Genomic DNA, 25,301 nt, shown 5'->3' on the forward strand with positions numbered 1-25,301 from the left:
CTTGGCTATATACCCTAATATCATTTAGGAGAATTCTTAAATACCAGAACGAAATATACATAAGCATTCGGCGCGTCTACGATAAAACCCACTTAGGAGAAACTTCCTACAAACCCTTCGGATTTCCCGCCTGCCCACTGCAGCTAACGTCGCGTATAACGGCCACCAAAGGCGCAAGCCAAACTGCCTCAAAGGCCTGAACAATGAAAAAACCATGGATTTACGCGCTACTTCTGATGCTCACGGCGCAGCACTCGCTAGCGGAGGATACCTCTGAGAAAGACACGGGCTCCTGGTATTTGCAGACCAGCGTCTATACCAAACACTACTCCCACGACCCCGACCACAATAACAATCAGGACCTCATCGGCCTTGAGCGCGAGCAAGCGTCCGGTTGGTTGTTTGGTGGCGCAACTTTTCGCAACTCGTTCAGCCAGCGTTCATATTATGTGTATGCGGGAAAACGCTACGAGAGCGCCGACTACCCCGTGTACATAAAACTCAGTGGTGGTCTGTTGCAAGGTTACAGCGGCAAGTATCAGGACAAGATCCCCCTGAATCACTTCGGGGTCGCGCCAGTGATCATTCCTTCAGTCGGTGCGCACTACGGACCGTTGACAGCCGAGCTGGCGTTGCTCGGCTTCAATGCCGTCATGGTGACGACCGGCGTGCGCTTCTAGAACGACTCGCCCACCTACGATCGCGGAGCGTAAGCAAATACATCCGCGCGCATTTGATGGGCATCCATCCCCGCTTCGACCAACACATCCAACGTGCCGTAAACCATGGCCGGAGAGCCGCTGGCATAGACGTGCAAGGCTTTCAGATCAGAGAAATCCTCACACACGGCTTCATGCAGCATCCCGCAGCGCCCTTCCCAGCCACATTGATCGCTGACAACTTTATGCAGGAACAGATTGGGTAATTTCAGCCATTCATCCCAATGTTCGATTTCATAAAAATCTTCGGGACGACGCACGCCCCAATACAGATGCACCGGATGCTTGAAACCCGTGGCCCGGCAATGTTCGATCAGGCTATGGATCTGGCCCATGCCGGTACCGGCAGCAATCAATACCAGTGGACCGTCAGGCAGTTCCGCCAGATGGGTATCGCCGAACGGCATTTCGATCCGAACCATGGCGTTGCGTTGCAGCTGCGCGATCAGGCTCAACGCACTGCTTTCGCGCGCCAGCACATGAATTTCCAGATCACGGCCGGAATGCGGCGCAGAGGCCAGGGAGAAGGCCGACTTCTCGCCATTCTCACGCTCGATCATCAGGTACTGGCCGGCGTGATAGCGCGGCGGCTTGCCCGCTGGCGCCCGTAGACGCACGCGCCAGGTATCGCCGCCGACGTCTCTGCACTCAATGACCTGACACGACACGCTACGCACCGGCAGTTCTCCCAGCGCGAGCACGCCATCCCACAGCACGATGCAGTCTTCCAGCGGCTCTGCAATGCAAGTGTAGAACTCGCCATGGTCGCGCACATCACCGGCCTGTTCGACCCGCCCTTCCACCAACAATGCGCCGCACACATGGCAATTGCCGTTGCGACAGCTTTGAGGGCATTCATAGCCCAGGCGCCGCGCGCCATCGAGAATCCGCTCGCCGGGCAGAATCTGTAGCACTGCTCCGGAGGGCTGCAAAGTTACACGCATCAATCTATTCCTAACTGATTCCAGATGGCATCGATCCGTTGGGTAACGGCTTCATCCTTGACGATGACCCGGCCCCACTCGCGAGTGGTTTCGCCCGGCCATTTATGCGTGGCATCGAGCCCCATCTTCGAACCCAGGCCGGAGACCGGCGAGGCGAAGTCCAGGTAGTCGATCGGCGTGTTGTCGATCATCACCGTGTCGCGCTTGGGGTCCATGCGCGTGGTAATGGCCCAGATCACGTCGTTCCAGTCCCGTGCGTTGATATCGTCGTCGGTGACGATAACGAACTTGGTGTACATGAACTGTCGCAAAAACGACCAGACACCGAGCATTACCCGCTTGGCATGACCGGGATATGACTTCTTCATGGTCACGATGGCCATGCGGTATGAGCAGCCTTCAGGCGGCAGGTAGAAATCAGTGATCTCCGGGAACTGCTTTTGCAGGATCGGCACGAACACTTCGTTCAGCGCCACGCCGAGAATCGCCGGCTCATCCGGCGGACGGCCGGTGTAGGTGCTGTGGTAGATCGGTTTGATCCGGTGGGTGATGCGCTCGACGGTGAACACCGGGAAGCTGTCGACTTCGTTGTAGTAGCCGGTGTGGTCGCCGTATGGACCTTCATCGGCCATTTCACCCGGATGGATCACGCCTTCGAGGATGATTTCGGCGGTAGCCGGGACTTGCAGGTCATTGCCGCGGCATTTCACCAGTTCGGTGCGATTGCCGCGCAGCAGACCAGCGAAGGCGTATTCGGAGAGACTGTCCGGCACCGGCGTCACGGCGCCAAGAATGGTTGCCGGGTCAGCGCCCAGTGCGACGGAAACCGGGAACGGCTGGCCGGGGTGTTTCTCGCACCACTCGCGATAATCCAGCGCGCCGCCACGGTGGCTCAACCAGCGCATGATCACCTTGTTGCGGCCGATCACTTGCTGACGGTAGATGCCGAGGTTCTGCCGATCCTTGTTCGGACCTTTGGTGACGGTCAGGCCCCAGGTGATCAGCGGACCGACGTCGCCTGGCCAGCAGGTCTGCACCGGCAGCATCGCCAGATCGACATCATCGCCTTCAATGACCACTTCCTGGCAGACCGCGTCTTTGACCACTTTCGGCGCCATCGAGATGATCTTGCGGAAGATCGGCAGCTTGGACCAGGCGTCCTTCAAACCTTTCGGCGGCTCGGGTTCCTTGAGGAACGCCAGCAGCTTGCCAATTTCGCGCAGCTCGCTGACCGCTTCTGCACCCATGCCCAGCGCCACGCGCTCAGGCGTGCCAAACAGGTTGCCGAGCACAGGGATGTCATAACCGGTCGGGTTTTCGAAAAGCAGGGCCGGGCCTTTGGCGCGCAATGTGCGGTCGCAGACCTCGGTCATTTCGAGCACTGGGGACACCGGAACCTGGATGCGCTTGAGTTCGCCGCGCTTTTCCAGGCCGCTGATAAAGTCGCGCAAGTCGCGATACTGCATGCGTGAGCCTCGTTTTGGCCGTGGCGTTCGGGGGTGGCAGTTTAGCGCCGAACCCCTCAGTTCAGAACCACGAACTGCCGTTGATCAAAAATCAGATAGCAAAAAGCCGGGTTTCCCCGGCTTTTTGGCCTGTTCGATTTACTTGCGTTTCATCGACAGGAAGAACTCATCGTTGGTCTTGGTCTGTTTCAGCTTGTCGACCAGGAACTCGATGGCAGAGACTTCGTCCATCGGGTGCAACAGCTTGCGCAGGATCCACATACGCTGCAGTTCGTCGTCGGCCGTCAGCAACTCTTCGCGGCGAGTACCGGAACGGTTGATGTTGATGGCCGGGAACACACGCTTTTCGGCGATCTTGCGATCCAGAGGCAGTTCCATGTTGCCGGTGCCTTTGAATTCCTCGTAGATCACTTCGTCCATCTTCGAGCCGGTTTCAACCAGCGCGGTAGCGATGATGGTCAGCGAACCGCCTTCTTCGATGTTCCGTGCAGCGCCGAAGAAACGTTTCGGTTTCTCCAGGGCGTGAGCATCGACACCACCAGTCAGCACCTTGCCGGAGCTCGGGATCACGGTGTTATAGGCACGTGCCAGACGGGTGATGGAGTCGAGCAGGATCACCACGTCCTTCTTGTGCTCGACCAGGCGCTTGGCCTTCTCGATCACCATTTCGGCAACCTGCACGTGGCGGGTTGGCGGCTCGTCGAACGTCGAGGCAACCACTTCGCCGCGCACGGTACGCTGCATTTCGGTTACTTCTTCCGGACGTTCGTCGATCAGCAATACGATCAGATGAACTTCAGGATTGTTACGTGCGATGTTCGCCGCAATGTTCTGCAGCATGATCGTTTTACCGGCTTTCGGCGGAGCAACGATCAGGCCGCGCTGGCCTTTGCCGATCGGGGCGCACAGGTCGATGACACGACCGGTCAAGTCTTCGGTGGAACCGTTGCCGGCTTCCATTTTCATGCGCACGGTCGGGAACAGCGGGGTCAGGTTCTCGAAGAGAATCTTGTTTTTCGCGTTCTCGGGACGATCGTAGTTGATCGTGTCGACCTTGAGCAGCGCGAAATACCGCTCGCCTTCCTTTGGAGGGCGGATCTTGCCAACGATGGTGTCACCGGTGCGCAAGTTGAAGCGGCGGATCTGGCTCGGCGAGACGTAGATATCGTCCGGGCCGGCGAGATAGGAAGCGTCAGCGGAGCGCAGGAAGCCGAAGCCGTCCTGGAGAATCTCCAGCACGCCATCACCGGAGATTTCCTCGCCGCTTTTAGCGTGCTTTTTGAGCAGGGAGAAAATCACGTCCTGCTTGCGCGAACGGGCCATATTTTCTATGCCCATCTGTTCGGCCAATTCGAGCAGTTCGGTAATCGGCTTTTGCTTGAGTTCAGTCAGATTCATATAGGAATGACGTAATCATTTATGGAGGGGGGAAATTAAGCTTTTGGCTTAATGAGGCCGCGCCGCAGAGAAGGCGACAGGATCGCGTACTTATTCGAAAAGGAGTGCGTCGGCGACGGCTAGCAGGGGGCAGTGGAGAAACCAGTGCGGGGCCGAATGTACCACCTGAGTTTCGGAGCGTCTAGCCCTCAATAACGAAAAGGCCCCGCAATATGCGGGGCCTTTTCATGACGCTTTATAACAACGCTTAGATGTTGGCGTCGAGGAAGGCCGCCAGTTGCGACTTCGACAGCGCGCCAACCTTGGTGGCTTCGACGTTGCCGTTCTTGAACAGCATCAGCGTCGGGATACCACGCACGCCGTGCTTGGCCGGAGTTTCCTGGTTCTCGTCGATGTTCAGTTTGGCAACGGTCAGCTTGCCTTTGTAGGTTTCAGCGATTTCGTCCAGAACAGGAGCGATCATTTTGCAAGGGCCGCACCATTCAGCCCAGTAGTCGACCAGTACAGCGCCTTCGGCCTTGAGTACGTCAGCCTCGAAGCTAGCGTCGCTAACGTGTTTGATAAGATCGCTGCTCATGGAAGTCTCCAGGTTGTAAGCAAAAAAACGTGGCCCATCATAGCTGCCCTTCCCCCGTTCAGGAAGCCGCAGATGATTGAGTCTCGCTATGGTGCCCCATGAATTTGGGTATAGCTCAAGTCACGAGGTGGCGGGAGCGACGAAGGCAATTCCGGTGCGCAGGGCGGCGTTGCGTACGTGTTCCTGCATGGCCTTCTGCGCGGCACCTGAGGCCCGGCGAGCCAGCGCACGGAGGATTTTACGGTGTTCCTGCCAGGTTTCCATGGCCCGTTCGGCCCGGATGAACGGTAGCTTCTGGCTCTCCAGGAAGATGTCGGCGCTGGCCGTCAGGATGCTCAGCATCGCCTGATTGCCGCTGGCCAGGAGGATGCGCCGGTGAAACTCGAAGTCCAGTCGCGCCGCCGCATCGAAGTCGGCGGCACGCAGTTCGTTGCGCATGGCAGCGACATTGTCTTCCAGGGCATCGAGCTCATCGGTGCTCAGGGTCACGGCTGCCAACCCGGCGGCAAAACCTTCCAGCGCGTAGCGCAACTGGAAGATGTCCAACGGCGATGCCTGGGCCGCGAACGGCCAGCCCGGCGTCGCATCACCCCGGGGCAAATCGACCGGTGACTGCACGAACACGCCCTTGCCCGGCTGGATACTGATCACGCCCAGCGCACTCAGGGACGACAACGCCTCGCGGAGCGACGCCCGACTGACCCCCAATTGCACCGCCAGGTCCCGTTGCGAGGGCAACGCATCCCCCGCCCCGAAGCCTTGCTCGGTGATCAGTTTGCGGATGGCTTGCAGCGCCACTTCGGGCACCGCGCGAGAGATCGAGTTCATGGTTTTTTCAGACGAGCCAGGCCAATGAGCGGCTAGTTGTAAAGCTATTCGCGACGTCCGGCAAGTCGTGCCCCATGGGGGTTCGGGAATTTTCACGGGTGCGCCATCAGGGTGCGAAATGCCACCCAACTGTTCAGACCAGTAAGACCGAACGACACCAGCAAAACCGTGGCCTGCGCCCCCCAAAACCTAATCTTGGCATGGCCCGTGCTCTGTCGATCCGCAGAAATCACTTCCCGCCGATCCGGAGATTTGCCATGACCCAGCGTTACAGCGTCCTCCTCGCAGCCCTGTTTGCCAGCCTGATGCTGAGCCAGGCACCCGCCCACGCCGACGGTCTGGAGGACGTGGTCAAACGCGGCACCCTCAAAGTTGCCGTGCCCCAGGACTTCCCGCCGTTCGGCTCGGTCGGCCCGGACATGAAGCCTCGCGGCCTCGATATCGACACCGCCAAACTGCTGGCCGACCAGCTCAAGGTCAAACTCGAACTGACCCCGGTCAACAGCACCAACCGCATCCCGTTCCTGACCACCGGCAAGGTCGACCTGGTGATTTCCAGCCTCGGCAAGAACCCTGAGCGCGAGAAAGTCATCGACTTCTCCCGTGCCTATGCGCCGTTCTACCTCGCCGTGTTCGGCCCGCCAGACGCCGCCATCAAGGGTCTGGACGATCTCAAGGGCAAAACCATCAGCGTCACCCGTGGCGCCATCGAAGACATCGAGCTGACCAAAGTCGCCCCCGAAGGCGCAACCATCAAACGCTTCGAAGACAACAACTCGACCATCGCCGCCTACCTCGCGGGGCAAGTCGACCTGATCGCCAGCGGCAACGTGGTGATGGTGGCGATCAGCGAGAAAAACCCGAAACGCGTGCCAGCCCTGAAAGTGAAGCTCAAGGACTCGCCGGTTTACGTTGGCGTGAACAAGAACGAGCCGGCGCTGCTGGGCAAGGTCAACGACATCCTCACCACGGCCAAGGCTGACGGTGCACTGGAAAAGAACGCGCAAACCTGGCTGAAAGAGCCGCTGCCGGCCGACCTCTGATCGTTCGCGCGGGAGACGACTTATGGCTTATCAGTTCGATTTCTTGCCAGTGGTGGAAAACACCGATCTGCTGCTACGCGGTGCGCTGTTCACCCTTGAACTGACGGCCATCGGCGCGTTACTCGGGGTGAGCGTAGGCATCGTCGGGGCGCTGGTGCGGGCGTGGAACATCCGCCCGTTTGCCGGCATTTTCGGGGTCTACGTCGAGTTGATCCGCAACACGCCCTTCCTGGTGCAGTTGTTTTTCATCTTCTTCGGTTTACCGTCGCTGGGCCTGCAGATTTCCGAATGGCAGGCGGCGGTGCTGGCGATGGTGATCAACCTGGGCGCCTATTCGACCGAGATCATCCGCGCCGGCATTCAGGCGATCCCCCGTGGGCAGCTGGAAGCCGCGGCTGCCTTGGCGATGACTCGCCTCGAAGCCTTCCGCCACGTGGTTCTGCTGCCGGCGCTGGGCAAGGTCTGGCCGGCCCTGAGCAGCCAGATCATCATCGTCATGCTCGGCTCGGCGGTCTGTTCGCAGATCGCCACCGAAGAGTTGAGCTTCGCCGCCAACTTCATTCAATCGCGCAACTTTCGCGCCTTTGAAACCTATGCCCTGACCACGCTGATCTACCTGTGCATGGCGCTGTTGATCCGCCAATTGCTGAACTGGATCGGCCGCCGGTTTATATCAAGAAGCAGCGTAAGGACCAGTCAATGAGCGACTTTACCTTCTGGGACATCCTGCGCAACCTGCTCACGGGCCTGCAATGGACCCTGGCGTTGTCGCTGGTGGCGTTTATCGGCGGCGGGGTGATCGGCCTGCTGATCATGGTGATGCGGATTTCAAAAAAATCCCTGCCCAGCCACTTCGCCCGCACCTACATCGAACTGTTCCAGGGCACGCCGCTGTTGATGCAGCTGTTTCTGGTGTTCTTCGGCGTGGCATTGGCCGGCGTGGAAATTTCACCGTGGATGGCGGCGGCGATTGCGTTGACGCTGTTCACCAGCGCCTACCTGGCGGAGATCTGGCGTGGTTGCGTCGACTCGATCCCCAACGGCCAGTGGGAAGCCTCGTCGAGCCTGGCGCTCAACCCGCTGGAGCAATTGCGTTACGTGATCCTGCCGCAAGCCCTGCGCATCGCCGTGGCGCCAACCGTGGGCTTTTCGGTGCAAGTGGTCAAAGGCACCGCCGTCACCTCGATCATCGGCTTCACCGAACTGACCAAAACCGGCGGCATGCTCGCCAACGCGACCTTCGAGCCGTTCATGGTTTACGGCCTCGTCGCCCTCGGTTACTTCCTGCTCTGCTACCCCTTGTCCCTCAGTGCGCGCTACCTGGAAAGGAGACTGCATGCCTCTGCTTAGAATTTCCGCCCTGCATAAATATTACGGCGACCACCATGTGCTCAAAGGCATCGACCTGAGTGTCGAAGAAGGCCAGGTCGTGGCGATCATCGGCCGCAGCGGCTCGGGAAAATCCACCTTGTTGCGCACCCTCAATGGCCTGGAGTCGATCAATGACGGCGTGATCGAAGTCGACGGCGAATACCTCGACGCCGCCCGCGCCGACCTGCGCAGCCTGCGGCAGAAAGTCGGGATGGTGTTCCAGCAGTTCAACCTGTTCCCGCACCTGACCGTCGGCGAGAACGTCATGCTCGCGCCGCAAGTGGTGCAGAAAGTGCCAAAAGCCAGAGCCGCCGAACTGGCGCGAGAGATGCTGGAGCGGGTCGGGCTGGGGGAGAAATTCGACGCCTTCCCGGATCGACTCTCCGGCGGCCAGCAACAGCGCGTGGCAATCGCCCGGGCGCTGGCCATGTCGCCGAAAGTCTTGTTGTGCGATGAAATTACCTCGGCCCTGGACCCGGAACTGGTCAACGAAGTGTTGAGCGTGGTCCGGCAACTGGCCAAGGAAGGCATGACGCTGATCATGGTCACCCATGAAATGCGCTTTGCCCGCGAGGTTGGGGACAAGTTGGTGTTCATGCACCAGGGCAAAGTGCATGAGGTGGGGGATCCGAAGATTCTGTTTGCCAACCCGCAGACGGCGGAGTTGGCGAATTTCATTGGGACGGTGGAAGCGGCGGGCTGAAGGATATTCAGTGCCTTTAAGGCCGCCTTCGCGGGCAAGCCCGCTCCCACAGGGTTCTCTGTTGGAACGCGATCATGTGTTCGACGCAAAAACCTGTGGGAGCGGGCTTGCCCGCGAAGAGGCCTTCTGCAACGCCCACGAATGCCACCCGTGGTAAAAGATCGCAGCCTTCGGCAGCTCCTGCGCGTTGGCGCGAGCGTTTGATCGTGGCACGATGTCGGGGTTATCGACCGAGACCCCTGACCATGCCGCTACCCCAAGTCAAGAATCTGTCCCTGATCGCCGCCATCGACCTGGGCTCCAACAGCTTTCACATGGTCGTGGCCAAGGCCCAGAACGGCGAAATCCGGATTCTCGAGCGTCTCGGGGAGAAGGTTCAGCTGGCCGCCGGCATCGACGAAGAACGTCAACTCAGCGAAGAATCGATGCAGCGCGGGCTCGATTGCCTGAAGCGTTTTGCCCAACTGATCAACGGTATGCCACCCGGCACCGTACGGATCGTCGGCACCAACGCCCTGCGCGAAGCCCGTAACCGCGGCGAATTCATCCACCGCGCCGAAGAAATCCTCGGCCATCCGGTAGAAGTCATCTCCGGCCGTGAAGAAGCGCGCCTGATTTACCTCGGCGTCTCCCACACCCTCGCCGATACCCCGGGCAAACGCCTGGTGGCCGACATCGGCGGCGGCAGTACCGAATTCATCATCGGCCAGCGCTTCGAACCATTGCTGCGTGAAAGCCTGCAAATGGGTTGCGTCAGCTACACCCAACGTTATTTCAAGGACGGCAAGATCACCCCGGCCCGCTACGCCCAGGCGTACACCGCGGCGCGGCTGGAGATCATGAGCATCGAACACGCCCTGCACCGCCTGACCTGGGATGAAGCCATCGGCTCCTCGGGTACCATTCGCGCCATTGGCCTGGCGCTGAAGGCCGGCGGGCATGGCACTGGCGAGGTGAATGCCGAAGGCCTGGCCTGGCTCAAGCGCAAGCTGATCAAACTCGGCGATGTCGAGAAAATCGACTTCGAAGGCATCAAGCCCGACCGCCGGGCGATCTTCCCCGCTGGCCTGGCGATTCTCGAAGCGATCTTCGATGCCCTCGAGCTGCAACGCATGGACCACTGTGAAGGCGCCCTGCGCGAAGGCGTGCTCTATGATCTGCTGGGCCGTCATCATCACGAAGACGTCCGTGAGCGCACGCTCAGCTCGTTGATGGAGCGTTATCACGTCGACCTCGAACAAGCGGCACGAGTCGAACGCAAGGCGCTGCATGCCTTCGATCAAGTGGCTGAGGATTGGGAGCTGGATGACGGCGTCTGGCGCGAGCTGCTGAGCTGGGCGGCCAAGGTCCATGAAGTGGGCCTGGACATCGCACACTATCAGTACCACAAGCACGGCGCCTACCTGATCGAGCACTCGGACCTGGCCGGATTCTCCCGCGAAGACCAGCAAATGCTCGCGCTGCTGGTGCGGGGCCACCGACGCAACATTCCCAAGGACAAGTTCGCCGAATTCGGCGACGACGGCATCAAGCTGATTCGTCTGTGCGTGCTGCTGCGCTTTGCGATCCTGTTTCACCACATCCGCGGCACCCAGGAAATGCCTCAGGTCGTGTTGCGCGTCAACGGCCATAGCCTGGACGTGTTGTTCCCGGAACACTGGCTGGACGACAACCAGCTGACCCAGGCCGACTTCGCCCTCGAAGCGGAATGGCTGACCCGCGTCAGCTTTGTGCTGAACGTTCGCTAAACTCTGTGGCGAGGGAGCTTGCTCCCGCTGGGCTGCGAAGCGGCCCCAAAAAGAGGGACTGCTGCGCAGTCCAACGGGAGCAAGCTCCCTCGCCACAAGTCATTCACCGCTCGGGCGGGGTAAAAAAGGGCGATCCATGCGGATCGCCCTTTTTTGTATCAACCGAATCTACGTTAACGAACAGCCAGAATCGGACTGCCCAAACGCTCAAGCAACGTTGCCTGGGCACTGCGCGGGTTCTGGTTGCCGGTCGGCGTATTGCGCACGTAGCGACCGTCCGACTGCAGGCTCCAGCTGTGAGTGTTATCGGTGAGATAAAGCTCCAGCTCTTTCTTGACCCGCAAAATCAGCTTCTTGCCTTCAACCGGGAAGCAAGTCTCGACGCGCTTGTCGAGGTTGCGCTCCATCCAGTCGGCACTGGACAGGAACATCTGCTCTTCACCGCCATTGAGGAAGTAGAAGACCCGGGTGTGTTCCAGGAAGCGACCGATGATCGAGCGCACGTGGATGTTGTGCGAGACCCCGGCGATGCCCGGCCGCAGGCAGCACATGCCACGCACCACCAGATCGATGCGCACCCCGGACTGGCTGGCCTTGTACAACGCGCGGATGATCTTCGGATCGGTCAGCGAGTTGAACTTGGCGATGATGTGCGCCGGTTTGCCGTCCAGAGCGAACTGAGTCTCCCGGGCAATCATGTCGAGCATGCCCTTCTTCAACGTGAACGGCGCGTGCAGCAGTTTCTTCATGCGCAGGGTTTTACCCATGCCAATCAACTGGCTGAACAGTTTGCCGACGTCTTCGCACAAGGCATCGTCGGAGGTCAGCAGGCTGTAGTCGGTGTACAGGCGGGCGTTGGCCGCGTGGTAGTTGCCGGTCCCCAAGTGGGCGTAACGGACAATCTCGCCAGCCTCACGACGCAAGATCAGCATCATCTTGGCGTGGGTCTTGAAGCCCACCACGCCATAAATCACCACCGCACCGGCCGCTTGCAGACGGCTGGCCAGTTGCAGGTTGGATTCTTCGTCGAACCGCGCGCGCAATTCGATCACCGCCGTCACTTCCTTGCCGTTACGCGCCGCGTCCACCAGCGCATCGACGATTTCCGAGTTGGCGCCGCTGCGATACAACGTCTGGCGAACCGCCAACACGTGCGGATCCTTGGCCGCCTGGCGCAGCAAGTCGACCACCGGGGTGAACGACTCGAACGGGTGCAGCAGCAGGATGTCCTGCTTGCTGATCACGCTGAAAATGTTCTCGCTGTTTTGCAGCAGTTTCGGGATCTGCGGAGTAAACGGCGTGTATTGCAGCTCCGGGTGACTGTCCAGGCCGGTGATGCTGAACAGCCGGGTCAGGTTGACCGGACCGTTGACCTGATACAGCTCGGTCTCCTGCAGGTTGAACTGCTTGAGCAGGTAATCGGACAGGTGTTTCGGGCAGGTGTCAGCCACTTCCAGCCGCACCGCGTCACCGTAGCGACGGGAGAACAACTCGCCGCGCAGCGCGCGGGCCAGGTCTTCCACGTCTTCGGTATCGACCGCGAGGTCGGCGTTGCGGGTCAGGCGGAACTGGTAGCAGCCCTTGACCTTCATGCCCTGGAACAGGTCATCGGCGTGGGCGTGGATCATCGACGACAGGAACACGTAGTTGTCGCCTGGGCCACCGACTTCTTCCGGCACCTTGATGATCCGCGGCAGCAGACGCGGTGCAGGAATAATCGCCAGACCGGAATCGCGACCGAAGGCGTCGATGCCTTCGAGCTCGACGATGAAGTTCAGGCTCTTGTTCACCAGCAACGGGAACGGGTGCGTCGGGTCGAGGCCGATCGGGGTGATGATCGGCGCGATCTCGTCGCGGAAATAACGGCGAACCCAGGTCTTGAGCTTGGTGGTCCAGTAGCGGCGACGAATGAAGCGGACCTGATGTTTTTCCAGTTCCGGCAACAGAATGTCGTTGAGGATCGCGTATTGACGGTCGACGTGACCGTGCACCAACTCGCTGATACGGGCCAGGGCCTGGTGCGGTTGCAGGCCATCGGCACCGGCCTGTTCGCGGGCAAAGGTAATTTGTTTCTTCAGGCCGGCCACACGAATCTCGAAGAACTCGTCCAGGTTGCTGGAGAAGATCAACAGAAACTTCAGCCGCTCCAGCAATGGGTAGGACTCATCCAGCGCCTGTTCCAGCACGCGGATGTTGAACTGCAGTTGCGAGAGCTCGCGATGGATGTACAGGCTGCTGTCATCCAGACCGGGAATGGCAATCGCTGGCGCCGCAACAACCGGCTCGGCCACCACCGCCGGTGGAGCTGGCTCCAGCTCCGGCGGGGTTTCGGCGATTTGCTCCACCAAAGGTTGAGCGTCTTTTACGGCAACTTCAGTGAGTCCTTCGGTATTCATCGAATGTTCCTGGGAGGGCTATTTTTGCTCTCGTAACAATTGAGCGGCACGGACGGCAAAGTAAGTCAGGATGCCATCAGCGCCTGCACGTTTAAAAGCGGTCAGGGATTCGAGAATAACCCCTTCGCTCAACCAGCCATTCTGGATCGCCGCCATGTGCATGGCGTATTCACCGCTGACCTGATAGACAAAGGTCGGCACTTTGAACGTTTCCTTGACCCGGTAAAGGATGTCCAGATACGGCATGCCTGGCTTGACCATGACCATGTCCGCGCCTTCTGACAAGTCCGCCGCCACTTCGTGCAGGGCTTCGTTGCTGTTGGCCGGGTCCATTTGATAGGAGGCCTTGTTGGCCTTGCCCAGGTTCAGCGCCGAACCCACCGCATCGCGGAATGGGCCGTAATAGGCACTGGCGTACTTGGCCGAGTAGGCCATGATCCGCACATTGACGTGGCCGGCCAGCTCCAGCGCTTCGCGAATCCCCTGAATGCGGCCGTCCATCATGTCCGACGGGGCCACCACCTGGGCACCGGCTTCGGCGTGGGACAGGGCCTGTTTGACCAGTGCGTCGACGGTGATGTCGTTCTGCACGTAGCCTTCTTCGTCGAGAATGCCGTCCTGACCGTGGGTGGTGAACGGGTCCAGGGCGACGTCGGTGATCACACCCAGTTCAGGGAACCGCGCGCGCAAGGCACGAGTAGCACGCTGGGCGATGCCGTTGGGGTTCCAGGCTTCGGCGGCGTCCAGGGATTTGAGCTCCGGTGGCGTCACCGGGAACAGTGCCAATGCCGGAATCCCCAGCTCGACCCACTTGGCGGCCTCTTCGAGCAACAGATCGATGGTCAGGCGTTCGACGCCCGGCATCGAGGCCACCGCTTCGCGACGGTTTTCACCGTCCAGCACAAACACCGGCAGGATCAGATCGTCGACGGTCAGAACGTTTTCACGGACCAGTCGACGCGAAAAATCATCACGGCGATTGCGACGCAGGCGGGTTGCAGGAAACAAACGGTTGGCGGGGGTAAAGCTCACGGCAGACTCCTGAGCCCGCGCTGGCGGGCGAGCGTGACAGTTATAAGCGGCCATTATGACGAACGCATGACAGTTATGTGCACCCCTGGAGCCGCATTCCATTGTCCTTGTAGGAAATGTTCACGTCGAGACACATTTGGACACTTTCATGAATGTGCACGAAGGGTTAGGCTGCGCGTTCATTTCGCCAGCACCCAGACAATGCTCCAACAATTTCTGCATGACTTCGGCTACTTTGCCCTATTCCTCGGCACGTTTTTCGAAGGCGAAACCATTCTGGTACTCGCAGGCTTCCTCGCGTTCCGCGGATACATGGACATCAATCTGGTGGTGGTCGTGGCGTTCTTCGGCAGTTATGCCGGCGATCAGCTGTGGTACTTCCTGGGGCGCAAGCACGGGCGCAAATTGCTGGCACGCAAACCGCGCTGGCAACTGATGGGCGATCGGGCACTGGAACATATCCGCAAGCACCCGGACATCTGGGTGCTGAGCTTCCGCTTTGTCTATGGCTTGCGCACCGTGATGCCGGTGGCGATCGGTCTGTCGGGCTATCCGCCAGGACGCTATCTGCTACTCAACGGGATTGGCGCGGCGATCTGGGCCGCCGCACTGGCCGCTGCCGCGTATCACTTCGGCGCGGTGCTCGAAGGCATGCTGGGCAGCGTCAAGAAGTACGAGCTGTGGGTGCTGGGCGCCCTGCTGGTCCTGGGCTTTTTCCTATGGCTGCGGCGGCGCTTCAAGAATGCCCGTCTGGCGAAGAAGGTCTACGCCGACGAGCAGGCGCTGAAAGCCGAACAGGCCAAGTCCAACGAACCTACGACGCCCATCGAGTGACACGGTTTCTACAACAGTAGAGACCGATGCCGCTGAGCAGGCTGTAACTGAGCAGCACCACCCAGCCCGCCGCGCTTCCCACCACACCGCCCGGCCATAGCCCGACCATCGGTGCCAGCCATACCAGCGGCAGGTTCGACGCCAGCCGCAACAGCTCCAGTTTCAGTGCCTGCGGGCGATTCTCCAGGGCCGCGCCCAACACAAACAACCCCAACGCCACGGCGCCCCAGCCCAACACCAGGGCTGCGGTCGGCAGGCTCTGCTCCAAATTCATCAAGTAACTGCCCAAGGCGATGTAAACGCAGAATTGCAGCGCCACATACCACTGCTGGCGCCCATCCAGCGGCACCTCGAATTTGCGGAACCGAGCTAGGTCCGGCTTGTTCATCGGGTATTTGGCCGCCACATCCGCCGGCCGCCACCCGGTGCGCATGAACCAGATCCGCAGCTTGTCCCACCCGCGCTCGGCTCGCCGGGCGTCATCCCACAACTGCGCATAGAACTGCACGTTCGCCCACAACGGATTCCAGCTCGCCAGCGACGTGGTCACGCCGAAAATCACCGGTTCGTTGTCGTCCTCTTCCTGGAACGAGCCGAACAGACGGTCCCAAATAATGAACACCCCGCCATAGTTACGATCCATGTAGAGGGCGTTCTGTGCATGGTGAGCCCGATGATTGGACGGCGTGACGAAGAACCACTCGAACCAGCCGAGCTTGGGAATGTGCCGGGTATGCACCCAGAATTGGTACAGCAGGTTCAGCGCCGCAACGCTGACAAACACCAGCAGCGGCACGCCGAGCACGGCCAGGGGCAGGTAGAAAATCCAGCTCAGCAGAAACCCGGTGCTGGTCTGGCGCAAGGCGGTGGAGAGGTTGTAGTCCTCGCTCTGGTGATGCACCGAATGGGCAGCCCAGAGGATGTTGCGCTCGTGGCCCATTCGATGCAGCCAGTAGTAGCAGAAGTCATAGAAGACGAAAGCGAACACCCAGACCCAGACACTGTCGGCCGACAGTTCGATCACGGCCAGGTGCTCCAGGGCGAAGGCATAAGTCACCAGCCCGACGCCCTTGGTCAACAGGCCCGTGGTGGTCGACAGCACGCCGGTACTGAGGCTGTTGATCGCGTCTGCCACGCGGTAATTGCTCGCCCCGCGCCAACGGTCGGCCAGCAATTCGACCGCAATCAGCACAAAGAAAAACGGCACCGCATACAGAATGAAGTTCATGACGCGACCTGATCGGAATCGTTCAGCAGAGATTAGGTGTAGCCGCGAATTAACCCTATGGCAACGAGTGACAAATTAGTGGACATTTAACGCCATGAACCTGGAGAAAAGCCCATGAGCAAAAAAATTGCAGTGATCCTTTCCGGCTGTGGCGTGTACGACGGCGCCGAGATCCACGAAAGCGTGATCACCCTGCTGCGGCTGGACCAGCGCGGTGCCCAGGTGCAGTGTTTCGCACCCGATATCGCGCAGTTGCATGTGATCAACCACCTGACCGGCGAAGAAATGCCCGAATCGCGCAACGTGCTGGTGGAATCGGCGCGTATCGCCCGGGGCAACATCAAGGATATCCGTGAAGCGGACGTCGAAGATTTCGATGCGCTGATCGTTCCCGGCGGTTTCGGGGCGGCCAAGAACCTGTCGAGCTTTGCCGTCGAAGGCGCCGGATGCAGCGTTCAACCTGACGTCCTGGCGTTGACCGAAGCGTTCGCCGAGGCTGGCAAACCGGTGGGGCTGATCTGCATCTCGCCGGCCCTGGCGGCAAAAATCTACGGCCCGGGCGTGACCTGCACCATCGGTAACGACGCCGATACCGCCGCCGCGGTGAACAAAATGGGCGCCACCCATGCCGAGTGTGCGGTAACCGATATCATCGAAGATAAAGCACGCAAGCTGGTGAGTACCCCGGCCTATATGCTGGCGCAATCGATCAGCGAGGCGGCTTCCGGCATCAACAAACTGGTCGACCGCGTACTGGAACTGACCCATGAAAACGACGAGTAACACTGTTTAATGTGGGAGCGAGCCTGCTCGCGATAGCGGTCTAACCGTCAACATCAATGTTGAGCGTGCCGACCCCATCGCGAGCAGGCTCGCTCCCACAGGGTCCACCGTCTTGCTTAAGACCTGCGGGACAACCGCGTAAGTATCCGGTCCAGCGCATTGGCGAACGCCTGCTTCTCGCGGTCGCCGAACGGCGCCGGCCCGCCGCTCATCTGACCCTGCTCGCGCAGGTCGGTGAACAGGTTACGCACCGCCAGCCGATCGCCCATGTTCTGCGCATCGAACTCCTTGCCCCGTGGATCCAGCGCCGCAACACCCTTCTTCACCAGCCGGTCCGCCAGCGGTACATCGCTGCAAATCACCAACTCCCCCGGCACCGCGTGTTCCACCAGGTAATCGTCGGCGGCATCCGGGCCGCTGGGCACCACGATCAGCTTCACCAGGGCGAGGCCCGGCTTGATCTGCGGCTGCCCGGCCACCATCACCACTTCGAACTGACGCTTGAGGGCGAATTTCACCACCAGATCCTTGGCTGCCCTTGGGCAGGCGTCGGCATCGATCCACACGCGCATAGTGTTTTCCTCTTCCAAAAAAATCGCGAGCAGGCTCGCTCCCACAGGTTATACGCAATCCTGTGGGAGCGAGCCTGCTCGCGATTGTGAGCGCAGCGAATGCTTTTAAGAAACCGGCAGACGCCGCTTCTCGGCCATCCGGCTACGGCTGTACAGCACGATGATCGCAATGATCGCCACGGCCTGAGCACTCAGCGAATACGCATCAGCGTGGATCCCCAGCCAGTCGAAGTCAAAAAACGGTACCGGCCGCGTGCCGAAGATCCCGGCTTCCTGCAACGCCTTCACGCCATGGCCGGCAAACACCACCGACAACGCGCACAGCAGCCCGGCATTGATGCCGAAGAACAACGCCAGCGGAAGTTTCGCCGAGCCGCGCAGAATCACCCAGGCCAGACCGACCAGCATAACCAGCGCCGTCGCCCCGCCAGCCAGTACGGCGTTATGCCCAGCAGGCCCGGCCTGCAACCACAGGGTTTCGTAAAACAGGATCACTTCGAACAGCTCGCGATACACCGAGAAGAACGCCAGGATCGCAAACCCGAAACGTCCGCCACCACTGACCAGACTGCTCTTGATGTAATCCTGCCAGGCCGCTGCGTGGCGACGGTCGTGCATCCAAACGCCGAGCCAGAGCACCATGACGCTGGCAAACAGCGCCGTGGCACCTTCCAGTAGTTCACGCTGGGCCCCGCTGACGTCGATCACATACGCCGCCACCGCCCAGGTCGCCAGCCCGGCCAGCAGCGCCAGGCCCCAACCGATATTGACGCTGCGCACCGCCGATTGCTGGCCGGTATTGCGCAGGAACGCGAGGATCGCCGCGAGCACCAGAATCGCTTCCAGACCTTCGCGCAACAGAATCAACAGACCGGAAATATAGCTCAGCGACCAGCTCAAGCCATCGCTACCAAGCAGGCCAGCGGACTCTTTCAACTTGGCCTTGGCCACCTCCAGACGCTGCTCGGCCTGGGCCACCGGCAAGCCGTCCTGCAACGACTGACGGTAAGCCATCAGGGACTTCTCGGTGTCTTTGCGCACATTGGCGTCGACGTTGTCCAGGGAGCTTTCGACCAGTTCGAAGCCTTCCAGGTACGCCGCCACCGACAGGTCGTAGGCCTGGTCGTGATCGCCGGCACGGTAGGCGGCGATGCTCTTGTCCAACGTGGCAGCCGTGTATTCCAGCAGTTGCCCCGGGCCACGCTTGACCTGCGGCGGTTGCGCCCGTTGCGCCCGGAAGGTCGCGGCCGCTTGCGGACCTTCGGCGGCCTGCACTTCGGCTGGCGTCTGACGTGCCAGGTCAGCGATGTTGTAGGTTTTCTCGGATTTTGCCGCAGCCGGATCGGCGCTGAAGCTAGCGATATAGGTCGCCAGGTCCCAACGCTGACGATCATCCAGCTGATCGGCGAAGGCCGGCATGTCGGTGCCTTCGACGCCCATGCCCAGCGTGTTGTAGATCGCGTAGAGGCTCAGACGGTCCAGTCGCGCGGCATCGCGCAGATTGGTCGGCGGTGGTGTCATGCCGACGCCCGCCGGGCCGTCACCGGCGCCCGCATCGCCATGGCACACCGAGCATTGCTGGGCATACAGCGGCGCGCCGCGGGTCGGGTCCGGGGTGATGACCGGGGCCTGGCTGACTTCATAGGTCACTGCCAGCTTTGCCCCCAGTTGCCGCGCCTGACGGGCGACGTCCGCGCTGTCCTTGCGAGCGGCGATCGCGGTGCGCAGGCCGTTGACGCCCTGCTCCAGTTCGGCACGTTCGGGTTTGGCCGGCAAATCGGCGATCAACCCTTGCAGCGACCCCAGAAACGCCTGCTGTTCGAGATACTCAGCCTCATCAATAACCTTGCCACCCTCGACCGCCGCCGGGTAATCGGCGGCGATGTAATCGAGCAAATGCAGGGCCTTGGGCGCATCCTCTGCGGTTTCGGCCAGCGCATTGAAGCTGCAGAACGCGATCATCGGCAGCATGAGCCACGCCAGAAAACGAGAGGAGCCAGTCATGAATAAATCTCAAATGGAAATACGAAGTAACACATTGTTCACTTCCAATGAGTTTCGCTCAAGCTTTGTTGGTATTTCCCGCGCAACGGCGTGTACATTCGGCGGCAAATTGCTATCTCTTCGCGGTATCCGATCAGGGAAGAATCATCGTCCATGCGCACCTGCCTGTTTTTCTCGCTGCTGCTGAGTCTCGCCCTGCAACTGAGTGGATGTGCCGCGTACCGAAATTATGATCAGGAAATGCAACAGACCAACGACCAACTATTGGTGGGTAACCTCCAGGGTGCGCTGGACCTGGTGGAGTTGCACAATCCCTGGGAAGACAAGGATCTGCTCTATTACTTCGAGAAAGGCGCCATCCTTAGTGTCGCCAGTGCGCTGCCGCAGAGCCAGAAAGCCTGGCGCAGCGCCGACCAGATGGTGTTCCAGCGCGAAGAAGCGGTGCCCTCCGGCGCCATGAAACTGCTCACACGGTTTGGCAATGAAATGGGCACCCTGCTGGTCAATGACAAACTGCGTCGCTATGAAGGTTACGACTACGAAAAAGTCATGTTGACCACGCAAATGGCCCTCAACCAATTAGCTGCGAATGACTTCGACGGCGCCCGCGCCGACATCAAGAAAACCCACGAACGCGAAGCGCTGATTGCCCGTCAGCGCGAGCGGCAGTACGAAGAGCTCGAGGAGCAGGCCAAGGCCCAGGGCATTACCGTGCGCTACAAGGATCTGCAGGGCTACCCGGTGACCACGCTCGATGCGCCGGCCGTCATCGAACTGAAGAACGGCTATCAGAGTGCTTTCAGTCATTACCTGGCTGGCTTCACCTACGAAGCCCTCGGCGAACGCGATCTCGCCGCGCCGGGCTATCGCCAGGCAATTGAATTGCGCCCGAACCTGCCGTTTCTCGAGCAGGCGCTGCGCAATCTAGACAAGCCGCCGGCAAAAGCCGATGAAAGTGATGTGTTAATCATCGTCCAAAGCGGCCTGGCGCCGGCACGCAGCTCGGTGCGCGTGCCGATTCCGGTACGGCTGAACGAAAACCTGGTGATCGTTGCCCCGATTTCTTTCCCGGTGATGATCCAGGACACCATCACGCCAGCGTTCGACCACATCATCGTCGATGGTCGCAAACGGCCGCTGACCGCACTCAACAGCGTCACCGACATGGCTTTGCGCACCTTGCGTGATGACATGCCCGCCATCATCTCGCGGGCCATGTTCCGCGCCAACATGGCGGCTATCGGCCAGGCCGAGGAAAACGAACGCAACCCGGCCAAAGCATCGCTGGTGGTCACCCGCGAGGACCCATTCGAGGAGGCCGACACCCGCACGTGGCGCACCCTGCCGGACAAAACCCTGGTCGCGCGTCTGCGGCTGAAAAAAGGTGAACACCTGTTCAACGCGCCGAACGCGCCCGGCACCGCACCGGTTACCCTGCGCATCGACCGCGACTTTCAAGTCATCAACCTGCGCACAATAAACACCGTGACATTCGTCGTCGGAAGGGCTTATGTGCAAACCTCGCCAGCGCCGGTATCAGGCCAGAAATAAGCAATGGCACAGTTGTGAAAACATGTAATTAAAAAGCCATTACATAGCCAGCATCCCTGTTTATAATGCCGCGCCTTCGTTATTTCGATATGGCATTTAAGCTCCTCTTTTTATGAGGAATTGGCAGGATACCAACAGCCCTGCCGATAGGTCCCAACAGCCCGACCAGCACGCGCGGCTGCTTAACTCAGGGAAGAAGTACCCCCTATGGCCTCCCGCGCCCTTACCTCGATCGCGCTCAGTGCTGTCACCTTGCTCTCCGGCTGCTCGGCTTTTCGTAACTACGACTCCGAACTGGCACAAACCAACCAGCAACTGGCTGCCGGCAACGTCGATGCCGCCTTGACCCTGCTGGAAAAGAACAACACCGGCGCCGACAAAGACCTGCTCTATTACTTCGAGAAGGGTGAACTGCTGCGCGCCAAGGGCGATTTGTCCGGCAGCCAGAACGCCTGGACCAGCGCCGATCAGGTGGTGGGCAAGTGGGAAGACTCGGTCAAGCTCGACGCCGACAAGTACCTGGCCCAGTTCGGCAGTTTTCTGGTCAACGACAAGGTCCGTCGCTACGAAGGCTACGACTACGAAAAAGTCATGCTGACCACGCAGATGGCCCTCAACCTGCTGGCGGTGAATGACTTCGACGGCGCGCGCACCGCAATCAAGAAGACCCACGAACGTGAAGCAGTGATCGCCGACTTGCGCGACAAGGAATACCTCAAGAGCGAAGAGCAGGCCGAGAAAGAAGGCGTCAAAACCCAGTACAAGGATCTTCAGGGTTATCCGGTGGCCAGCCTCGACGCGCCGGACGTGGTCAGCCTGAAAAACAGCTACCAGAGTGCGTTCAGCCATTACCTGGCCGGTTTCGTGTATGAAGCCCTGGGCGAGAAAGACCTGGCCGCACCGGGCTATCGCAAGGCCGCCGAGCTGCGCCCGAACACGCCGCTGCTGGAACAGGCGCTGGTGAATCTCGACAAACCCGCCAAGGACGAGGACAGCGACATCCTGATCGTCGTGCAAAGCGGTCTGGCGCCGTCCCGCGACTCGATCCGCATTCCGCTGCCGTTGCCGATCAGCAACAACGTGGTGATCACGCCGCTGTCGTTCCCGATCATCAAACCGGATACCTCCACCGCCACCTTTGCCCAGATCGGCGTGGACGGTCAGCAACTGAACCTGACTCAACTCAACAGCACCACCGCCATGTCCCGCCGCGCATTGCGTGACGACATGCCGGGGATCATCCTGCGCACCACCGTGCGGGCGATCACCCGTGGCGTGGCACAGAAGCAGATCAACGAAACCAACCCGCTGGCGGGTCTTGCAGTCGGTATCTCTTCAGCCGTGCTCGAAGGTGCCGATACCCGTACGTGGCGCACCCTGCCGGACAACACTCAAGTAGTGCGTCTGCGCTTGAAGAAAGGCGAGCACCAAGTCACCCTGCCGAGCGCCGTGGGCGGCTCAGTGGTCAAGGTCACTGTGGATCAGCGCTATCAGGTCATCAGCCTTCGCGCCGTGGGCAATCAGGTATTCGCCAGCGGCCTGGCCGCTCACGTGATCCCGAGCGCCAACCCGACCGCCGTGGCCAGCCTCAAACAACCTTAAGAACGGAGTCTTTGCATGCGCTTCAAACTCATCGCTGTCGTCGCCCTGGCCTTGCTGGCCGGCTGCGCCACCCCGCCACCACCGGAACCAGGCAGCGCTGCCAGCAAGGTCGTGGCCATGGGCAAGCTCAAGAACATCGTGGTCGGCGCCATGCGCGTGGCCCGGGAAAACGGCTTCATGACGGTCAATGTGCAGCTGAGCAACACCAGCTACAACAACAAGACCTTCTACTACCGTTTTGCCTGGCTCGGCCCTGAAGGTTTCCCGGTTGCAGAAGAAGAGACCTGGAAAAGCCAGATGATGTACGGCGAGCAGACCAGTTTCATTCAGGCCATTGCGCCAACCGCCAAAGCCGTGGATTTCCGTCTCGAAATCAAAACGCCTTAAGCTCGACACCCTATTCGTTCAGTTCTAGAGAGCATTCCCATGTTTGCACGCTTTTCATTCATCGCCGTCATCGCCCTCCTGGCCAGTGGTTGCGCCAACACTTCGCCGACGCTGGGCAGTAAAAACATCAGCTACGGCGACACCAAGGCTGTGGAAACCGTGACCAACGAGTTCGGCTCCACCGACTTGCAGATGATCGCCGAATCCATGACCCGCTCCCTGGCCCAGTCCGGCATTCTGCAAGGCCGTCCGGTGGTTCAGGTCTACGACGTGAAGAACAAGACCAGCGAGTACATCGATACCCGCGAAATCACCACCAGCATCAAGACCCAGCTGATGAAAACCGGCGTGGCCCGTTTTGCCAGCGACAACACCGCCATGCAGAGCCAGGTCGACCAGCTCAAGCTGCAAAACCAGAGCGGCCTGTACAAGAAGAGCACTGTGGCCAAGACTGGCAACATGATCGCCGCCCAATACCGTCTTGAAGGTTCGATCAGCTCGATCGTCAAGCGCAGCAGCGACTACAAGGACGTCTTCTACAAATTCAGCCTGCAATTGATCGACGTTGAGAGCGGTCTGGCCGAGTGGATGGACGAAAAAGAGATCCGCAAAACCACGGAGCGTTAATCGATGCGCACATGGATTGGCATGATGGCCCTGGCTTGCGCGTTCAGCGTGCAAGCGGCCCCGAAAGTCGCAGTGGCTGACCTGGCCTATCAGGAACGGGTGGAGCAATACGTCCACACTATTTCGGCCCAGAGCAACCACAGCCAGAGCTATTACGGCGCCAGTGGTTCGTCCAGTTACGAAGAGTACGAAGCAACCAGCAGCTACATCGAGCAAGGTGAGTTACGCAAATTCACCGGCGACATCAAGGGCGAGATTCTGCGCACCGGCATGTTTCAGCTGGTGCAGGGCACGCCTTACACAGCATCGTCCAAAGGTGACGTATATGACGTGATCAAGCGCATCAAGGCCGGTAGCTTCAAGGGTGCCGACTACGTGCTGTTCGGCACCGTGTCCGACATCGACTTCACCCGCGACATGAACGAGCTGGCCAACACCGACAGCTATTCGGCGGTGCTGGGGCTGACGCTGGTGGCAGACTTCAGCCTGATCAACACCAAGACCTTTGAGATCACCTCGGCCTTCACGGCGATGGGCGAAGGTCAGGACACCAAACTGGTGAATGGCCGGGACATCCGGGTTTCCCTGAACCGCCCACGGGTGGTGCGTGACGTGTCCAAGGCGCTGGGTGAAGACGTGGCCGCGCAACTGAGCCAACAGCTCGGTGGCGGTGGCTACGAGCAACCAGGGCAAGCGCCACTGCGCAACAACCTGCCGCGGGATACGGCACCGGTGATTCTGCGCTGATCTCAGGCTGGCCACAAAAAGCGCCCAGCCACCATAAAAAAGGCGACCTCGATAGGTCGCCTTTTTTGTGCCTGAGGTTTTATACCGCCGCTTTGCGCAGGGTTGCCATGAACGCCGCCGCGCCGATGAACAGTCCGGCAAAGGTACGGCTCATGCGTTTCTGCTGCTTGGGCGTGCGCAACAAACGCAAGACCTTGGCCGCCAGCCCGGTGTAGCCGGCCATGACGATCAGATCGACACAGATCATGGTCACGCCGAGGATCAGGTACTGGGCTACCAACGGCTCGTGGGGGTCGATGAATTGCGGCAGCACCGCAAGCATGAACACCAAGGCCTTGGGATTGCTGACGTTCACCAGAAAACCGCGGAACACCAGCGCCATCGGCTTGCCGATCTGCCGAATGGCAGCGTCGTCGCTCATCTCGCCAGGCAGCGCGCGCCATTGTTTGACCGCGAGGTAGACCAGGTAGGCCACGCCGAACCATTTGATCACGTAAAAGGCAGTGGCGGAGGCCGCGAGGATTGCGCCGACACCGGCAGCGACGATCACAATCTGCAACGCCAGGCCCAGTTGCAGGCCCAGGGCATTCCAGTAACCGCGCCAGAAACCGTAGCGCAAACCGCTGGACATCGACGCAATGGCGCCGGCACCGGGGGAAAGACTGATCACCCAGCAGGCGGCAAAAAACGCCAGCCATGTTTGAAGCACCATTGCACACCTCGACTCAGACCCGTGACAGA

General features: G+C 60.0%; 24 protein-coding genes. 13 read left to right on the forward strand and 11 right to left on the reverse strand.

Annotated features, from left to right (window positions below; all coding sequences use genetic code 11):
• Positions 1-203: 203 nt before the first annotated feature.
• A complete protein-coding gene (locus AACY49_RS06910) occupies positions 204-680 on the forward strand; it encodes a sn-glycerol-3-phosphate transporter (RefSeq protein WP_320392953.1) in 477 nt (158 codons plus the stop codon).
• Positions 681-694: 14 nt separating this feature from the next.
• Here AACY49_RS06910 and AACY49_RS06915 read toward each other — a convergent pair whose 3' ends face one another.
• The 5 genes from AACY49_RS06915 to AACY49_RS06935 form a co-directional block, all read right to left on the reverse strand.
• On the reverse strand, positions 695-1,663 hold the full coding sequence (locus AACY49_RS06915; protein WP_339522569.1) for a CDP-6-deoxy-delta-3,4-glucoseen reductase: 969 nt from the start codon (positions 1,661-1,663) through the stop codon (positions 695-697).
• On the reverse strand, positions 1,663-3,129 hold the full coding sequence (gene ubiD, locus AACY49_RS06920; RefSeq protein ID WP_258698556.1) for a 4-hydroxy-3-polyprenylbenzoate decarboxylase: 1,467 nt from the start codon (positions 3,127-3,129) through the stop codon (positions 1,663-1,665). The genes AACY49_RS06915 and ubiD overlap by 1 nt, the downstream gene beginning before the upstream one ends.
• A 138-nt stretch (positions 3,130-3,267) precedes the next feature.
• Positions 3,268-4,527, reverse strand: coding sequence for a transcription termination factor Rho (rho, locus tag AACY49_RS06925; RefSeq protein WP_007899384.1), 1,260 nt, complete (start codon positions 4,525-4,527; stop codon positions 3,268-3,270).
• Positions 4,528-4,774: 247 nt separating this feature from the next.
• Entirely contained in the window at positions 4,775-5,104 is a 330-nt protein-coding gene (gene trxA, locus AACY49_RS06930; protein WP_003206727.1) for a thioredoxin TrxA, read from the reverse strand.
• A gap of 120 nt (positions 5,105-5,224) precedes the next feature.
• Entirely contained in the window at positions 5,225-5,932 is a 708-nt protein-coding gene (locus AACY49_RS06935; protein WP_258698555.1) for a FadR/GntR family transcriptional regulator, read from the reverse strand.
• Between the two features lie 257 nt (positions 5,933-6,189).
• Between AACY49_RS06935 and AACY49_RS06940 the strand changes: the two genes are divergently transcribed.
• The 5 genes from AACY49_RS06940 (at position 6,190) to ppx (ending at position 10,797) form a co-directional block, all read left to right on the forward strand.
• Positions 6,190-6,975 (forward strand): transporter substrate-binding domain-containing protein, encoded by a 786-nt coding sequence (locus AACY49_RS06940; RefSeq protein ID WP_339522572.1) that lies wholly within the window; start codon positions 6,190-6,192, stop codon positions 6,973-6,975.
• A gap of 22 nt (positions 6,976-6,997) precedes the next feature.
• A complete protein-coding gene (locus tag AACY49_RS06945; protein WP_258698553.1) occupies positions 6,998-7,678 on the forward strand; it encodes an amino acid ABC transporter permease in 681 nt (226 codons plus the stop codon).
• A complete protein-coding gene (locus tag AACY49_RS06950; RefSeq protein ID WP_320392950.1) occupies positions 7,675-8,325 on the forward strand; it encodes an amino acid ABC transporter permease in 651 nt (216 codons plus the stop codon). The genes AACY49_RS06945 and AACY49_RS06950 overlap by 4 nt, the downstream gene beginning before the upstream one ends.
• Positions 8,312-9,049 (forward strand): amino acid ABC transporter ATP-binding protein, encoded by a 738-nt coding sequence (locus tag AACY49_RS06955; protein WP_320392949.1) that lies wholly within the window; start codon positions 8,312-8,314, stop codon positions 9,047-9,049. The genes AACY49_RS06950 and AACY49_RS06955 overlap by 14 nt, the downstream gene beginning before the upstream one ends.
• Positions 9,050-9,294: 245 nt before the next feature.
• Positions 9,295-10,797, forward strand: a complete 1,503-nt coding sequence (gene ppx, locus AACY49_RS06960; RefSeq protein WP_258698550.1) for an exopolyphosphatase — start codon at positions 9,295-9,297, stop codon at positions 10,795-10,797.
• A gap of 173 nt (positions 10,798-10,970) precedes the next feature.
• Here ppx and ppk1 read toward each other — a convergent pair whose 3' ends face one another.
• On the reverse strand, positions 10,971-13,193 hold the full coding sequence (gene ppk1, locus AACY49_RS06965; protein ID WP_339522576.1) for a polyphosphate kinase 1: 2,223 nt from the start codon (positions 13,191-13,193) through the stop codon (positions 10,971-10,973).
• A gap of 18 nt (positions 13,194-13,211) precedes the next feature.
• Positions 13,212-14,225, reverse strand: a complete 1,014-nt coding sequence (hemB, locus tag AACY49_RS06970; RefSeq protein WP_320392947.1) for a porphobilinogen synthase — start codon at positions 14,223-14,225, stop codon at positions 13,212-13,214.
• A gap of 201 nt (positions 14,226-14,426) precedes the next feature.
• On the opposite strand from hemB, the gene AACY49_RS06975 reads away from it, so the two are divergent.
• Complete coding sequence (locus AACY49_RS06975; protein ID WP_339522578.1) at positions 14,427-15,059, forward strand: DedA family protein; 633 nt, start codon at positions 14,427-14,429, stop codon at positions 15,057-15,059.
• On the opposite strand, the gene AACY49_RS06980 is transcribed toward AACY49_RS06975, so the two are convergent.
• Entirely contained in the window at positions 15,040-16,287 is a 1,248-nt protein-coding gene (locus AACY49_RS06980) for a sterol desaturase family protein (RefSeq protein ID WP_339522582.1), read from the reverse strand. The genes AACY49_RS06975 and AACY49_RS06980 overlap by 20 nt on opposite strands.
• Positions 16,288-16,401: 114 nt before the next feature.
• Between AACY49_RS06980 and elbB the strand changes: the two genes are divergently transcribed.
• On the forward strand, positions 16,402-17,070 hold the full coding sequence (gene elbB / locus AACY49_RS06985; RefSeq protein WP_258698545.1) for an isoprenoid biosynthesis glyoxalase ElbB: 669 nt from the start codon (positions 16,402-16,404) through the stop codon (positions 17,068-17,070).
• A 116-nt stretch (positions 17,071-17,186) separates the two neighbouring features.
• On the opposite strand, the gene AACY49_RS06990 is transcribed toward elbB, so the two are convergent.
• Complete coding sequence (locus AACY49_RS06990) at positions 17,187-17,642, reverse strand: YaiI/YqxD family protein (protein ID WP_258698544.1); 456 nt, start codon at positions 17,640-17,642, stop codon at positions 17,187-17,189.
• 105 nt (positions 17,643-17,747) lie between these two features.
• The gene (locus AACY49_RS06995) at positions 17,748-19,646 is read right to left on the reverse strand and encodes an FTR1 family protein (RefSeq protein WP_339522585.1); all 1,899 of its coding nucleotides are present in this window, start codon (positions 19,644-19,646) and stop codon (positions 17,748-17,750) included.
• 153 nt (positions 19,647-19,799) lie between these two features.
• Here AACY49_RS06995 and AACY49_RS07000 point away from each other — a divergent pair, with 153 nt between their 5' ends.
• The 5 genes from AACY49_RS07000 (at position 19,800) to AACY49_RS07020 (ending at position 24,560) form a co-directional block, all read left to right on the forward strand.
• The gene (locus tag AACY49_RS07000) at positions 19,800-21,197 is read left to right on the forward strand and encodes a COG3014 family protein (protein WP_339522587.1); all 1,398 of its coding nucleotides are present in this window, start codon (positions 19,800-19,802) and stop codon (positions 21,195-21,197) included.
• 207 nt (positions 21,198-21,404) lie between these two features.
• On the forward strand, positions 21,405-22,799 hold the full coding sequence (locus AACY49_RS07005) for a COG3014 family protein (RefSeq protein ID WP_339522589.1): 1,395 nt from the start codon (positions 21,405-21,407) through the stop codon (positions 22,797-22,799).
• 15 nt (positions 22,800-22,814) lie between these two features.
• Complete coding sequence (locus AACY49_RS07010) at positions 22,815-23,186, forward strand: YcfL family protein (protein WP_223490503.1); 372 nt, start codon at positions 22,815-22,817, stop codon at positions 23,184-23,186.
• Between the two features lie 39 nt (positions 23,187-23,225).
• Positions 23,226-23,813, forward strand: coding sequence for a penicillin-binding protein activator LpoB (gene lpoB / locus AACY49_RS07015; RefSeq protein ID WP_105340689.1), 588 nt, complete (start codon positions 23,226-23,228; stop codon positions 23,811-23,813).
• Positions 23,814-23,816: 3 nt separating this feature from the next.
• Positions 23,817-24,560 carry a penicillin-binding protein activator LpoB gene (locus AACY49_RS07020; protein WP_339522593.1) on the forward strand — a complete coding sequence of 248 codons (744 nt, stop codon included), beginning with the start codon at positions 23,817-23,819 and terminating at the stop codon, positions 24,558-24,560.
• A 79-nt stretch (positions 24,561-24,639) separates the two neighbouring features.
• On the opposite strand, the gene AACY49_RS07025 is transcribed toward AACY49_RS07020, so the two are convergent.
• Positions 24,640-25,272, reverse strand: a complete 633-nt coding sequence (locus tag AACY49_RS07025) for a LysE family transporter (protein WP_258698539.1) — start codon at positions 25,270-25,272, stop codon at positions 24,640-24,642.
• Between the last annotated feature and the right edge of the window lie 29 nt (positions 25,273-25,301).

Source organism: Pseudomonas sp. EL_65y_Pfl2_R96, from assembly GCF_963970905.1.
In the GTDB taxonomy this organism is placed as follows: domain Bacteria; phylum Pseudomonadota; class Gammaproteobacteria; order Pseudomonadales; family Pseudomonadaceae; genus Aquipseudomonas.